General features: G+C 57.0%; 10 protein-coding genes. All 10 read left to right on the top strand.

Translation table 11 applies throughout. The features are described from left to right. Positions 1 to 73: 73 nt before the first annotated feature. Positions 74 to 898 (top strand): 3-deoxy-8-phosphooctulonate synthase, encoded by an 825-nt coding sequence (kdsA, locus tag GJ654_RS00795; protein ID WP_264586091.1) that lies wholly within the window; start codon positions 74 to 76, stop codon positions 896 to 898. A 1-nt stretch (position 899) separates the two neighbouring features. Further along, entirely contained in the window at positions 900 to 1901 is a 1002-nt protein-coding gene (locus GJ654_RS00790; protein ID WP_155444190.1) for a KpsF/GutQ family sugar-phosphate isomerase, read from the top strand. Between the two features lie 61 nt (positions 1902 to 1962). Beyond that, positions 1963 to 2922 carry an FkbM family methyltransferase gene (locus GJ654_RS00785; RefSeq protein ID WP_155444189.1) on the top strand — a complete coding sequence of 320 codons (960 nt, stop codon included), beginning with the start codon at positions 1963 to 1965 and terminating at the stop codon, positions 2920 to 2922. A gap of 41 nt (positions 2923 to 2963) precedes the next feature. Then, entirely contained in the window at positions 2964 to 6743 is a 3780-nt protein-coding gene (locus GJ654_RS00780) for a hypothetical protein (protein WP_155444188.1), read from the top strand. Positions 6744 to 8056: 1313 nt separating this feature from the next. Further along, positions 8057 to 9076, top strand: coding sequence for an SAM-dependent methyltransferase (locus GJ654_RS00775; RefSeq protein WP_155444187.1), 1020 nt, complete (start codon positions 8057 to 8059; stop codon positions 9074 to 9076). A 19-nt stretch (positions 9077 to 9095) separates the two neighbouring features. Next, a complete protein-coding gene (locus GJ654_RS00770) occupies positions 9096 to 10136 on the top strand; it encodes a hypothetical protein (RefSeq protein WP_155444186.1) in 1041 nt (346 codons plus the stop codon). A 132-nt stretch (positions 10137 to 10268) separates the two neighbouring features. Then, positions 10269 to 11687, top strand: coding sequence for a glycosyltransferase family 4 protein (locus GJ654_RS00765; RefSeq protein ID WP_155444185.1), 1419 nt, complete (start codon positions 10269 to 10271; stop codon positions 11685 to 11687). Further along, the gene (locus GJ654_RS00760; protein WP_155444184.1) at positions 11677 to 12834 is read left to right on the top strand and encodes a hypothetical protein; all 1158 of its coding nucleotides are present in this window, start codon (positions 11677 to 11679) and stop codon (positions 12832 to 12834) included. Before GJ654_RS00765 ends, GJ654_RS00760 begins: the two co-directional genes overlap by 11 nt. Next, positions 12831 to 13658 carry an ABC transporter permease gene (locus GJ654_RS00755; RefSeq protein WP_246664520.1) on the top strand — a complete coding sequence of 276 codons (828 nt, stop codon included), beginning with the start codon at positions 12831 to 12833 and terminating at the stop codon, positions 13656 to 13658. Before GJ654_RS00760 ends, GJ654_RS00755 begins: the two co-directional genes overlap by 4 nt. 4 nt (positions 13659 to 13662) lie before the next feature. Beyond that, positions 13663 to 14868, top strand: a complete 1206-nt coding sequence (locus GJ654_RS00750) for a hypothetical protein (RefSeq protein WP_155444183.1) — start codon at positions 13663 to 13665, stop codon at positions 14866 to 14868. Positions 14869 to 14892 lie beyond the last annotated feature (24 nt).

Raw genomic sequence — 14892 nt, 5'->3', positions numbered from 1 at the left:
TCGGGAAGGCGATGTTGAGAATCAATCAGGTGTCAAACCGGGAGATAAGGCCTTGAAGCCAAATCCACACGTAGTGGTCGGGGGTGACGCTGTCGCCGCCGTGACTTTCAACAATGGCGGCCCCATCGCCGTTTTCGCAGGTCCCTGTCAGCTCGAGAGCCGTGAGCACGCACGCGAGATGGCGAGCGCGCTCAAGGAGATGTGTGGCCGTCTCGGCATCGGACTCGTGTTCAAGGCCAGCTATGACAAAGCGAACCGCACGTCGATTTCTGGCAAGCGCGGTCTTGGCCTGGCCAAGGCGCTCGACGTCTTCGCGGACATCCGCCAGAGCTTTGCCCTTCCCGTCGTCACCGACGTCCATGAGCCCGGACACTGCGCGCCGGTGGCCGAGGCGGTCGACGTCCTTCAGATCCCCGCCTTTCTCTGCAGGCAGACCGACCTGCTGGTCGCCGCGGCCCGGACGGGACGGGTTGTCAAGATCAAGAAGGGCCAGTTCCTCGCCCCCTGGGACATGAAGAATGTTGTCGCCAAAGTCGTGGAGAGCGGCAATTCCAACGTGCTCGTGACCGAGCGCGGTTCGTCGTTTGGCTACAATACGCTGGTCGCGGACATGCGCGCGCTGCCGATCATGGCGGAAATCGGCTGCCCCGTGATCTTCGACGCCACTCATTCCGTGCAGCAACCAGGCGGCCACGGGACCTCGTCAGGCGGAGACCGCCGATTCGCGCCGGTGCTGGCGCGCGCCGCCGTCGCCACTGGCGTTGCGGGTCTCTTCATCGAGACTCACCAAGATCCCGACAACGCGCCGTCGGACGGACCCAACATGGTTCCACTTGACCGGTTCGAGGGCCTGCTGCGCCAACTGATGGCCTTCGACAAGGTGGCCAAGGAGCTCTGACATGACCGAATTGATCCTCGCCTCCCGCAGCGAAGCCCCGGAGACCATCGCGCGCTCGATCTCGAATGCGTTGGACATCGGCGTCACCGGACTGAAGGAGCTGCGAAGCGCCGCCGCGGGCCCGCTCGGCGCCGACATCGTCGCGGCCGTCAAGCTCATGCACGGCGCCTCCGGCAGGGTCATCATCACAGGGATGGGCAAGAGCGGCCATATCGCCGCCAAGATCGCGGCGACTCTGTCGTCGACGGGCACCCCCGCCTTCTTCGTCCATCCCGCCGAGGCTTCCCACGGCGACCTCGGCATGATTGCGCGCGACGACGTGATCCTTGCGCTGTCGTGGTCCGGCGAGACGGTGGAGCTTGCCAGCGTCATCATGTATTCGCGCCGCTTCAAGACGCCGCTGATCGCGGTCACGTCGCGTCGCGACAGCGCGCTCGGCCGCGCCGCCGACATCTGCCTGCAACTGCCGGCGGTCACCGAGGCCTGCCCGCACGGGCTGGCGCCGACGACTTCGACACTCATCCAACTCGCGCTCGGCGACAGCCTTGCGGTCGCCCTGCTCGAGGCCAAGGGTTTTTCCGCGCAGGATTTTAGAACCTACCACCCCGGCGGCTCCCTCGGCGGACGGCTCAAACTGGTGTCGGATCTGATGCACACCGGCGATCGCCTGCCTCTGGTCGAGGCCGAGGCGCCAATGTCACAGGCGATCGTCACCATGTCGACGAAAAGCTTCGGCTGCCTTGGCGTGATCGGCGACGCCGGGCGCCTGATCGGCATGATCACCGACGGCGACTTGCGCCGCCACATGGGCGACGGCCTGCTAAAGGCGCCGGCCCGCGAGGTGATGACGCTGGCGCCGAAAACGATCGCGTGCAATGCCCTCGCGGCGAGCGCGCTCGAAATCATGAACGAGAGCCGCATTTCCGCGCTATTCGTGGTCGAAGGAGACCGACCCGTCGGCATTCTGCACGTCCACGACCTGCTCAGGGCGGGGGTGGTGTGATCATCACTCAATCCCGCCAATAACGTGCCGCGAGCGGCGAACTACAATCTCGAGAAAACCTATGAATAACTTTCATGACATGTCCAATCACATTGCTCTCCAGACCTGGCAACCGTATATTCTCCAACAAACCAATGAGGAGCTGGAGCTTCGGATCAACAGGCTAAAATCAATTTGCGATCCCGCTTCAAGCGCAGAAATAGATTGCTACACTCAGCGCATCAGATGTCACCCACCTCTGAAGCACAGACGACAATTCAAGATTGATTATCGCACCATAGCCGAGCAGACGCGTAGCGAATGGGCACGCAACGAATGCGCCAAACGACCCAGAATTGACGCACAGGCCATGAAGGTGCTTTTCGATCTCAGCCACGTTGAAATTCCAGACAATATGATCAGACCTGAGGTTTTCTATTATCATTGCGGGATGAGCTTTGTACCTCGCGCAAAGGAGTTAATTTCCGATCGAGCTGTAATTGATGGTGGCGCTTATCGTGGCGAGTCGGCTGTTGTATTGCATAAACTTTTCCCAGAATCTTCAGTTTACGCATTCGAACCAGATCCTTACAATTTCAACGTGTTGTGCCAAGTCGCCGCCTCAACCCGTTTCGGCAAGGGGGTCAATCCCGTAAACCGAGGCTTGGCCGACACTAGTTATCGAGTAGAATCAATTCGTGGCGGTCATGGGACTAAGTTGATTCGAAGCGTAGCAGCGAGCCAAACAGCGCTTGAAGTCATGTCAATCGACGAGCATGTGGCCGCCACTGGCATCTCAGTTGGGTTGATTAAAATGGACATCGAGGGATTAGAGACCCTTGCCGTGAAAGGCGCGCTTGAAACACTTCGCACCCAACGGCCCATTCTCTCCATTGCAATCTATCACAATCCCGTCGACTTCCTGGAGCTTGCTCCATACATCGCCTCCCTCGACCTAGGATACACGTTGATGGTGCGCCACTTGCACCCGCAACTGACTAGTTTTTTTGGCGAATTCAATCTAATCGCAGTTCCACAATAACGTGCGCCGCACTGCTGGTCGCCGTGGAAGCCGAGGTCGTGATGTTCGATAAAGCGCTACTTCTGTCCAATTTTGCCTTCGATATGGGCCTTCCCGATTTTCGAGCTGGCAGCTATATGGGATACTTGCTTCCGCTCGCGCGCAGGCTAAAAACAGACCACCAATTCATATCTATCCGCTTTCTAATGAATCATGCTGTATGGCAGAAAGTAATGCGAGATCCGCGTCACCGAGACTTTGAATCGGATTTTGTGGTGATCGATCATCTGCACCGACAGGATTTATTTGGCAGCGGCGATAATTTCGTACTCCGCAATTATTACGGAACGTTGGCCGACGACGAAATCGAAGCTCTACGCCTCTATTTTGATGAGCTCCTTGGTGGCTTCGTTCCAGATTTAATCATCAGCTGGGAATTTCCCACTCAGTTCCTGAGGGCGCTTTATCCGGAAGCAGTTGTTCTTGATCTTATGCCCGGCCCCTTTATGCGTCCTCCGTATCCGCGAACTGTCGCCGTGGATCCGTGCGGTGTATACAAGAATTCTGGATTGCAATTTCTTCTTGATGGAAGCCACAGCCCTACTGGCGCGGAAATGGACGCGCATCGATTTCTCATGCAGCATTTCGGAAGCTTTTATGGCGCGATAAACGCCAAGGCTAAATTGCTCGAACTGCTAAATGCTCCCCGCAATTATGGTACATTTGCATTAGTTCCGCTTCAAATTTCTGATTATTTTGGATTTTACGCCAATTGCGAATATAGATCTCAAGACGCTTTTCTCGAAAATGTCATGCAGACTATTTCGCCTGACACGGGGGTTATCGTCACGCAATATGTCAGCGCCTTAACATCAGAGCGCGCAATATCAAGGTCTAAGCTGGCATTTTACCGAAAATTTTGGCCAAATCTTTTGTATTCCGAGTCGTTTGACAGAATTGACAATATTTCCCAATATGTGGTGCCGTGGGCAGATGTAACTTGGTCCGTATCAAGCACGATTGGCCTTCAGGCGGCCTTCTACGAAAAGGAGGTTAGGTGTCCTGGCCGGTCGCATCTGTCGTATCTCGAGAGATGCCAACTCGATCGCGGCCAAAAAGCAGCATTGATGATGTCTCGCTATTCTTTTTCGTGGGACGAACTTGTTGATCAAGAGCAATTCCTGCTCCGACTGGCAAGCGTTTTCAAGGAGCGCTTGAACCAAGGCGGATCAGACTTCTACAATGACTGGCAGTTTAATCCCAAACCGAGCGAGTTGGCGTCAAGGTGCAATCTTTCGCGCGCTGACGAACAGTTTGCGTCAGTTGTCACACCTCAAGCCTCGAAGCCGATCCCTGTACTTTTCGACGCGCACTTAAAGAGCATCGATCGCGTTGAGTGCGTGTCGTTTGACGTATTCGATACATTGCTTACGCGATCCGTCTACCATCCACGGGATGTTTTTCTAATTGTCGGTCGCCGATTGCTGGAGGGCCACCGAGAAAAAGTTCCGTCATGGCTGAATGCGAAGCTATTTGCGGAAATGAGAGTATCCGCCGAGCAAGCCGTGCGGCGTGCTCGCGACGCGGATTTGGCGAGCAACATGGACGCTCCTCTAGGACGCGGGGAGAACTTTCTCAGCGAAGAAATCACGATTGAGGAGATCTATACGCAAGTTGTCGACGGTTGGTCGGGATCAAGCGACTTGGTCCAATTACTGATAGAGCTTGAACAGGCTGTCGAATTGAGTGTCATCAGGCCGACTCGTTTCGGCGCACTTTTGCTATCTCGCGCGCATGCTAAGCAAAAACGCATTCTGATCCTGAGTGATTTCGTTCACCCGCCGTCATTCGTGGAAGCTGCGCTCGAACTCGTCGGAGTCAAGAATTACGAACGCCTTTATGTCTCGTCCGGGGTGGGACTGAAGAAGCACACGGGTTCATTGTTTAACCACGTGGCAGCGGAGCTTGGAATCGAGCGCTCGTCGATTCTTCACATTGGGGATAATCGGACAGGAGACGTTGCCAAGCCTCGGGAGGCTGGTTGGCGTGCTATGCATATAAGCGTGCCCCGTGTGCGATATGCTAAACATATCGCGTCGCGTGGCATTCCCGAAACCAGCATGCTGTCATCATTCGCTTATCGCACCGCACTGAATCTGTTTTCTTGCCGCTACAAGGACTTGGGATTTGATTTCGAGCGTGATCCAAGCTTGTTCAGTAGTCGGGAGGAACTCGGATATCTCGGGCTTGGACCGCTCGTCATGTCGTTTGCGGAATGGGTGCTTGAGGAATGCAGAGCGAGCGCTACATCGCAAGCTCTATTCTTCGCACGAGACTGTTATCTTCCTTACCGGGCGGCGAAACTTTTGCAGGAGACTGATCCGCGATATATTGGGATAACGGTCGCCTACTTGAACGTGTCTCGATCCGCTGTTCGGGGTGTTGAATTCGATTCGCCTAACTCTGTTTTCACGGTCGGACTCGATGATGTATTGCCAGACACGCCTTTACGCTACGTCCTCCAGGAACGGTTTTCGCTGGCTGGTATTGAGCCCGACGCTGATATTTTAGAGCAATGTGGAATTTCTGATCCGGACAAAGCGGTTGGTGCGTTAGCCGTGGGTCAAGTGTATGAGGTCGCACGATTGCTCTTGGTGAGGCATTGGTCGGTGCTGGAGCGCAAGTTTGCTGAGCTTCGTAATCTTTATAGACGCCATATTGTCGAGCAAGGTGGTGTATTGGAGCACAAAGCGGCTCTCATCGACATTGGCTATACAGGCACAATTACGAAAGCGCTTTCGGGGCTCTTCAAAGGTGGTATTGAGCCCTTGTTTATGATGACTTATGCGAACGAATTAGGCAGGTCGCCGCTTGATAATGCCCGCGCGTTCTTGGGGCATCGCTTTAAGTCCGTCAGTCACGAATCCACTCCGTTTCTCAAGTATAATTTGATAATCGAAACGCTCTTGAACGAGGGTGTCGGAAGCTTAGCGCTCATCGCGAATCTTTCGGGATCTAGTCAGGAAATTGCGTTTGTGCGTGAGAATGTTCCGGAGTCGCACTCCCAGAGAATTGCTGAGATTCACGATGGAGCGGAGAGGTTTTTCAGAGACTGGCTCGGTTTAGAAACGTGTTTTGGAGGAGCGTTGCCGTTCTTCGAGCCAAATTTGCTGCTTAACACACTGCATGCCGTTCTCAAGAATCCGACCATTCAAGAAGCTTCGCTTTTACAAGAGGTGGTCTTTGATAATGGTTTTGCGGGCCACCAGAATCGGGTTCTGGTGCCTTCGAATGCGTCAGAGAAAGGCGTGTGGAACGAGGGAGGAGCAGTCTTGGCCAAGCAAGCCAACAAAGCCTCTGCCTCAACAGCCAAGGCGCCAGCCGGGCCTGCCAAGGCACCAGCCGGGCCTGCCAAGGCGAAGGCAAAGGCAATAGTCTTGCCCAAGGATCTTCGTGCGCAATTGGAGCTGGCGTCTCATGCGTCGCGAAGCGGCGACAACATAATCGAGATTGGCAAGGGATTGCCGGGCCACGGCGTTTACGGACCCTATCTACCGCTCGATGCCGGTCTCTATCGGATCAGCATCGGCTTGGACGCGCTTAGCAACGGCTTGTTCCAGCGCACCGCAAAGTTAGCTGTCGACGTTGTGGCCAACGGCGGACGTGACGTTCTTGCCGCCCTTCAGCTGACGACCGCTGATCTTAAGAATAGAACCGCCCTGCAGGAGATTGACTTCGAAATTCCTGAAGGCAAGCAGATGCCGTTTGAAGTCCGCGTTTGGACCGACGGACGCAACGCTGTGCGTATCCGTGAAGTTACTCTGGCGAAACGCGAGCGATGACGCCTTCCCGAAAGCTTCTCTCAAACACTATCAGGAATCTACGTATGGATCGTCGATCATTCTGCGTTTGGTCGATAGGGGCTGTAGGCGGCTTGGCGGGCGACACGGCCTTTTCGAGAGCACAACCGTTCGACGAGATTGGCGCAACTGTTTCGGCAAAAGAATGTACCGCTTGGCTCGAGAACCGACTGTTGTCCGCTGATAAATTGATAAATTTGCCTGCAGGGACTTTCAAAATCTGCCGCCCCCTGAGCTTGAATGGAAAATCGATACGGGGTTCTGGAGCGAGCCTGACAGAAATTATTTATACTGGACCTAGTGAATCCGCTTTGTTCACTTTTGATTGCTCTCCAGGCACATCGGTCGAGATCCGAGATTTGACTTTGATACGAGCAGTTTCGGAAGGTGGAACGGCAATCTCGATAAAGCCCAGCAAGGCTTGTTATTTTGACTCACAAAGGAGAGTGTTGATCGATAATATAACGTTTCGCGGCGCTAAGGTTACAAAGAGCCCTGCGGGTTGGCGGAGTTCTCCCGCTTGGAGCACCTGCATTGAAGTAGGAGATTCCTGGGGCTGCTATATAAGCCGGGTGGACGCAATCGGTGGTTATGACATTCAGCTGCCTCCTTCCCAGTCAGATGGGTCCGTCTTTTTACGTACTTCGGCTTTGGGCGGAATACTATCTTTACGACTTACGGAAGTCACTGTCGCCTCGTTCAAAGTAGGCGTTGAGATTGGTTCTAGAACTTTCTTTTTCATTTCTGATTGTGATCTAGCATTTTGTTACGATGGGATTATTTCAACACATGGAGCTAGCGATGGATTCTCTGAGGGAAGAGTTCGAGACACGTTCATAAACGCACAACATGTCGGCGTCGGACTTCATCATTCGAGTTGGAGGGGGCTGTCTGGAGTCGCAATCAACCGACATAAAGCTGGCTTCAAGCAAGGTCCCTGGACCGGTATATATCTGCAATCTGCGACAAAAACTTGGATAGATAAGGTTCGCCTCCAAGTAGATGATAGCGCCGGACAGTTTCAATCTGACAATACAGGAATCTTCCTCGATAGATGCAGCGATATAGATTTATCTCAGATTTTTTTTGGCACAGGCATTAACTGCGGCATAAAGGAGGTTCAATGCCAGAGAGTAAGCAAAATCAATAATCACTATCTCTACCCCGAGGTGATCGATGGGTGCAGATAAGCCGATCTTTACCCGACAGCAAATTGGTCTATCCGCAGCCATGACTGCTGTGCAGGTTGCCGTGCCGGCCGTAGAGCGTTAAATGCTGCGGCAAGTGAGGTTTGGATGGACGACGCACAGCTAAAAGACATTGTCTCTCTCACCAATGAGAACGCTCAACCCAATCTCAACGAGCTGGCCTTGCTCGTACGCAACATCGAACCGCTCTGCCTGAGCGTGAAATTTTTCGGTTATGAACTGGCGCGGGCGCTGGCCGCGGCCTTGCCGGTTCGTGAGGGACTTGTCGCGCGCCGGCAGAATTTGGCAAGCAAGCCCTCAACACAGACGGACCTGGAGAGCGATTGGGCGGCCTATTGGTGTTCCCAGCTCAAGGCGCCCGTGATTTTTCACCGCAAGCTCTGGGAACTGAGCTACGTACTGCAAGCGATCCACGATCACGGCAGCTTGCGCTCAGGCGCGCGAGGTCTTGGATTTGGCTGCGGGCGCGAACCGATTCCGAGCTATCTGGCGTCTCGCGGCGTCGAAATCACCGCCACAGACCAGCCGCCCGAGGAAATGGAAGCGAAGGGCTGGGCCTCATCGCGACAGTTCTCCGAGTGCATAGACGCTCTCTATCTTCCAAACCTGGTCGCCCGGGAGCAATTCGATCGGCACGTCAAACTGCGCTACGTCGACATGAACGCGATCAATGACGACATCAGGGGCTACGATTTTTGCTGGTCGATCTGTGCGCTCGAACATCTCGGATCGATCGCAAAGGGATTGGATTTCATCGAAAACTCACTTGAAACGCTGCGGCCCGGGGGGCTGGCGGTTCATACGACGGAGTTCAGCTTCTTCAATACTGGCGCGACAATCGACAACTGGCCGACAGTGCTTTTCCAGAAGAGTCACTTCATGGAAATTGCGAAGCGTTTGGAATCCAAGGGACACCGCGTGGCTCCGCTGGATTTCCACGTCGGCGACAAGCCCCTCGACAAGTTCATCGACGTTCCTCCCTACAGCCACGACTGGCACGCAGATATGCAGACTTCTTGGGGCCAAAATGACTGCGCGCACCTCAAACTCAGCATAGATGGCTTCCCCTCGACGTGTTTTGGCTTGATCATCACGAAGGCTGACTGACGCGCAAGGCGGCGGCGATATGCTGCTCACGATTTTTGGCACGCCCTCTCCGCTGACCTATTGGCTGATTCACGTCGCGCGCAGCGCCGCCAACGTCATCTTTGGTGGGCATCATTACATCTCGGCCGTGAGTCTGGAGGATATGCGCGCAGCCTGGTCAGAACGCGACGGTCGCGCGGTCGTATTTCATGCAGACATTCCTCAAGGGAAAATAGTCGAGCTTTTCCTTCAATCGAACTTTCCCTATCTCGTCAGCAGCGATGCCGCTTTGGATATCGTTGGGTATGCGACCCTGACGCGCGACCTCGGTTTTCGCGATGCCCTACGCTTTGCATCCCAAAGTCTATCAATACTCGCCCAGTTGCGTCACACGCCGCACGCGCTCTACCTGGATGAGCTTTGCTATGACGTGTACGCAACCGACGCAATTCAGGCCATCGTTCATCATTTCAATGTAACCGCCAACGCATCCCATATGGAGCGCATCCATCGCACGGTATTGCGGGGCGCGGACTACGCCTCCACAAAAGTTCTGGATCTTGTGCTGCAAGAATTTCCAAAGGCCCGTTACCCCGGTTCCTATGCGAACCTCTACAGCGCAACCGAACTCTCGATCATCAACGACACGATCCGCAGCTATGGCGCGCTTATGGCGTCGCGGCAAATTCAGAAGATCAACTGGCGTCCTGAACTTGTGCTCGACCGCGACAACCCGGACCTTATGCTGGACGGCCCGCGCGAGATGACCGGACCCGCCAGGCTGATGTTCGGAGGACATCTCCTACATTTGCCGGCGGGCGCGTGGAAAGCGGCTGTTACTTTGGAAATTGCCGAGAACCATTCCGGCAACAGATTATTGTCCCAGGTTTACGTTGGCGCCGACCTTCTTCAACAGGTCACGGCGACCTTACCCGAAAGTGGCGTTTTTCAATACGAAATGGACTTCGTTGTGCAGGACAGCTTTTTCCCGGTTCAGGTTTATGTCGGGATCGCCGAAGGCGCCATCGAAGGGAGATTGCTGTTGATCTCCCTGACGCTCGACAGGTTGGAGGCGGCCTGAAGCGGGACGAGCATGGCGCCCAAATTCTCGTGACTATTAACGCGCGGCGCAATGTCGTAAAAAGCCGCGAATTGGCAAAGCGCCATTGTTTCATGTTTCTGCGGCGACAGCCGCGACGATGAGGACGAACGGATGCCGCCCTCCATTTTGTACGAACTCTATAACCTCGGCCTCGCCGAGGGGACCGGAATCGCAACGTATGCGCGCAATACAGTGCAAAGCGCGACCAAGGCGGGATACGCGGTCGATGGGCTGTTTCACAGCGAAACGCAGTTGAGCCGCAAGGATCCCGTTATGGCGGAGGTGGCGTTCTTCGACCGACGCAGCCAAAGGACCTCTCCGACCTTTCGGGGCGCCGAAAATGCGCTGCGCTATCTGTTCGGCGCCATCGACGGCGTGACGCTTCACCAACTCGCAAAGACCGGCGTCGTGCTCGATCTCGCCAACCCGAAAAGCCTCTTCTCCGCTTACCGGAATGTTTACGTGGCGCGGCGTTTCATGGACCTGTCGCGATTCCACTTCAAGCGTTTCGGCCGCTCGATACGCATTCGCCCCCCGGTGCGGCCGGACATTTTTCACGCCACGCAACCGATTCCGTTGCGCGTGCCCGGCGCGCTGAACATCTACACAATCCACGATCTCGTGCCGTTGCGGCTGCCGTCCGCGACGCTGGATGACAAGAAGTTTTTCCTCAACATGGTCCGCCGCCTCGGCGCGACCGCCGATCACATCGTCACCGTATCGGAGGCCTCACGGCGCGACCTGATCGACATCGCTGGAATTCCAGAAGAAAAGATCACCAACACGTATCAGGCGGTCTCGATCCCACCCAAACTCGCGGCCATGGCCGACGACGAAGTGGCGAACATCCTGCGTAACGCCTTTAATCTCGACATGCGCGGCTACCATCTTTTCTTCGGCGCCATCGAACCGAAGAAAAATCTCGGCCGGATCATCGATGCTTATGTCGGGTCGGGTTCGCCATGCCCGCTGGTGATCGCGGGCGGCCTAGGTTGGGATTACCAAGCCGAGCTTGAAAGGCTGGAGGCCGTCAAATCGCCCTACTATCAGATGGTGGAGCAGAAAATCGTTCCCCGCGAAAAAATCCGGCGCGTCGGGCGCGTGCCGCAGGATCATCTGGTCGCGCTCATCCGCGGCGCACGCGCGTTGATCTTTCCCTCGCTTTACGAGGGATTCGGCCTGCCGGTCCTGGAAGCGATGACGCTCGGGACGCCGGTCATCACCTCAAACACCTCCGCGCTGGCCGAGGTCGCGGGCGACGCCGCCCTCACCGTCAATCCCTTCCGCGCCGACGAGATCGCCGAGGCGATCAGGACGCTGGACGCCGACGAGGCGTTGCGACGCGATCTATCGTGGCGCGGACGGGAACAGGCGAAGAAATTTTCGCCTGAGCGCTATGTCGAGCGCCTCGACGCGCTTTACGCGAAATTGCTGCGACGAGCGCCCCTCGCGTCTCCGGCGCTCGCGTCCAATAGCCCCGCGTCCGCCCCCCTGGACGTCGAGACGAAAGAAGCCGCAGATGTTGCATGAAACGCGGCTGCTGGCGGGTCAGCGCATGGCTGCAGGCGGGCTCAGGTTCCTCCTGGCGCGCAAGACGCCGCTGCAGCTGTTCATCACGGCCCTGATCATTGTACCGACCGTGCTGGCGACGCTCTATTATGGGCTCTACGCATCGAAACGCTATGTGTCCGAGTCCGTGTTTGTTGTGCGGAGCGTGTCCAGCGCGCGCATGTCAGGCTTGGCCATGTTCTTCCAAACCTTCGGCATTTCGCGCGCGGCCGACGACACCCGCGCGGTTGAGAACTTCATGTTGTCCCGCGACGCGCTGCGGCAACTCGAAGCGATCCTGCCCATACGCCAGATGTTCGCGCGCAACGGCGTCGATGTTTTGACGATCTTCCCGCATTTCTGGACGAGTGATTCGTTCGAGCGCCTGTACGATTACTATCTCGACAGGATTTCGGTCGTCCAGGATTCACATACCGGCCTGACGACGCTGAAAGTCATCGCCTTCGCGCCCGAGGACGCGCAGGCGATCGCCAGCGCCCTGCTGCAACTGGGCGAGAAACTCGTCAATTCCATGAATGCGCGCGCGCAGAGCGACACAGTCAAGAAGGCGGCCGACGAACTGGCGCTGGCGGAAGAGCGGGTGTTGAAGACGCAGCAGGCCCTCGCCGATTTTCGCAATGCGGCTTTGCTGATCGATCCGACCCTGAACTCCACGGCCGCCATGCAGACCATCACCGCCCTGGCCACGGAGGCGGCGCGCGCCAAGGCGGAGGTCGTCGAAATCGAGGCCTCGGCCTCCGCCAACCCTGCGCTGAAGGGCGGCAGGGAGCGCGTTCAGGCGCTGCAGCAGCGAATCGCGGAAGAGAGAGCGCTCATTGCGGGGCCCAAGGGCGCGCTTTCCGACCAGATCGGCGATTTCGACCGGCTCGCCCTTTCGCGTGAACTCGCCCAGAAGAACCTAGCCTCGGCCTATGCCTCGCTTGAGTTGGCGCGGCAGGAGGCGCGCCGGCAGCAGATCTACATCGAAACCGTCGCTGCGCCCAACCGCGCCGACGAATCGACCGAACCGCAGCGGCTTCGGGCGATCGCCACGGTGTTCGTCTGCAGTTTCATGCTCGGCGCGGTCATCTGGATTCTCGACGCGGGAACCAAGGAGCACGCGCATTGAAGATTCCGGACTTCGTCGCGACATTCGCCGATCTCCAGCCGGCCGCGCGAATTGTGGAAGGATTCGCCATTCAGCGCCGCGTCATCGGCGCTCTGATGATCCGTGAGGCGATGAGCCGCTTCGGCCACGAGAATCTCGGTTTCTTCTGGTTGATGGGCGAACCGCTGCTGCTCACGGTCGGCGTGATGGTCATGTGGACGGCCGTCGGCAATACGCATGGCGGCGCGGTCGACGTCATTCCCTTCGCCCTGTCGAGCTATTCGCTGCTGACGCTCTGGCGTCACATTGTGGGCAGGTCGGTCCACGCGATGCGGCAGAACTCGTCGCTGATCTTTCACGCGCATATCCGTTTTCTCGACATTCTGATCGCCCGCGCGCTGCTCGAAACCATCGGCGTTTTCGCGGCCTTTCTGATCGCTTATGCGCCCTTGGCCTTGCTCGGCCGCGTTCCCGTCATCCACGACCCCCTGGCGCTGTGCGGCGGCTGGTTGCTGGGCGCATGGTTTGCATTCGGGTTCGGCCTTGTTCTCGCCGGCCTCACCGAACTCAGCGAGGCGGCCGACCGCTTTGTCGCCCCCGTGATGTATATCACTCTCCCGCTCACCGGCGCGTTCTACATGGTCGAATGGTTGCCCACGACCATGCACGACATCGTCTTGTGGTCGCCGCTCGTCCATGCCTTCGAAATGTTTCGCAGCGGCCTGTTCCCGCCGGAATACGGTATGAAATGGAGCGCGCCCTATATCGCAGTTTGCGCTTTTGTGCTGACGGCAATCGGCATGCCGCTGGTGCACTACGCGCAAACCCACGTGGAATACAGTTGATCGCATGGCTCAACAGCTGCAACCGCCGCCGATCAAAGAGATCGAACTCAAGACGCTCGACGTGCAGGGCCAGTTGGTCGCGGCGGATTGCTTTGTCGTCGCGCCGGCCAAGCCATCCTTCCTTCGCCGCCATGGGCTACTGCTGTTCGCCTTGGTCCTGCCGCTCCTGCTCTCAGGCCTCTACTTGGGCGTGATCGCCGCCGACCGCTATGTCTCGGAAGCGCAGTTCGTGGTGCGCTCGTCCGTCGGACTCGGGATGGAAACCGCCGCGGCGCTGCTCCAAACGCAGGGACAAACGCGCGCCACGGACGAAAATTTCGCCGTTTCCGCCTACATCGCCTCGCGGGACGCGCTTGAACTGCTAGCGGAGAACGAGAACCTGAGGGCGGTCATTGCGCGCCCGGAGGGGGACTTCATCAATGTGTTCCCCAATTTCCATTCGCACACCAACAAAGAGGCGTTGTTTCGCTATTACAAGCAAATGGTGACCGCCACGATCGACAGCGCCAGCGGCATCACCACCGTCGAGGTCGAAGCGTTTCGTCCCGAAGACGCCAAGGCGATCAATGAGGCGCTGCTGCGTTACGCCGAGGCGTTCGTCAACCGCCTGAACGCCCGCGCCCGCGAGGACGCCCTCGCCTATTCCAACCAGCAGGTCGCGGAGGCCACCGCGGAGTTGGCGCAGGTTGAAAACCTGTTCACCCGTTACCGCAACGAGGTGGGCATGGTCGACGCCGCCAAGGAAACCGCCTCGACGATGGAATCGATCAGCCGGCTCATGCTGGAAGTGACCAAGCTGCAGGTCGTACATGAACAGACGGCGGCGGTCACGCCTCAAAGCCCAAGCCTCAAGGCGGTGCAGGAACAGATCAATTCCTTGCGCGGCGAAATCAACCGCTTGCGCGGACGGCTCGCGGGCGGCGACAATTCGATCGCCTCGCGCCTCGGCGAATTCGAAAAATTGACGCTGCAGCGCACCATCGCGGCAAAGAGACTGGAACAGGCTGAGATAAGCCGCCAGAAGGCGAGGCAGGAGGCCGAACAACAGCACCTCTATCTGCAAACGATCGTTCGTCCGAACTTGTCGGATCACGCCAAATATCCGCGGCGCATGCTCTATTTTCTTGCGACGGCGCTGTTGAGCTTTTTTCTCTATACAACGCTGCGCTCCGTGTTCAGCATCGCGTCGGAACATGTCACGCGGCGTTGACCCTAAGCCCACTGGCAAACGCAG

Source organism: Rhodoblastus acidophilus, from assembly GCF_009720655.1.
GTDB classification, from domain to species: domain Bacteria; phylum Pseudomonadota; class Alphaproteobacteria; order Rhizobiales; family Beijerinckiaceae; genus Rhodoblastus; species Rhodoblastus acidophilus_A.
This window is presented reverse-complemented; position numbering and strand designations above follow the sequence as displayed.

Coding starts and splice junctions, on each gene's coding strand:
- GJ654_RS00790 (WP_155444190.1), top strand. CDS start 900: ATGACCGAATTGATCCTCGCCTCCCGCAGCGAAGCCCCGGAGACCATC.
- GJ654_RS00785 (WP_155444189.1), top strand. CDS start 1,963: ATGAATAACTTTCATGACATGTCCAATCACATTGCTCTCCAGACCTGG.
- GJ654_RS00780 (WP_155444188.1), top strand. CDS start 2,964: ATGTTCGATAAAGCGCTACTTCTGTCCAATTTTGCCTTCGATATGGGC.
- GJ654_RS00775 (WP_155444187.1), top strand. CDS start 8,057: ATGGACGACGCACAGCTAAAAGACATTGTCTCTCTCACCAATGAGAAC.
- GJ654_RS00770 (WP_155444186.1), top strand. CDS start 9,096: ATGCTGCTCACGATTTTTGGCACGCCCTCTCCGCTGACCTATTGGCTG.
- GJ654_RS00765 (WP_155444185.1), top strand. CDS start 10,269: ATGCCGCCCTCCATTTTGTACGAACTCTATAACCTCGGCCTCGCCGAG.
- GJ654_RS00760 (WP_155444184.1), top strand. CDS start 11,677: ATGTTGCATGAAACGCGGCTGCTGGCGGGTCAGCGCATGGCTGCAGGC.
- GJ654_RS00750 (WP_155444183.1), top strand. CDS start 13,663: ATGGCTCAACAGCTGCAACCGCCGCCGATCAAAGAGATCGAACTCAAG.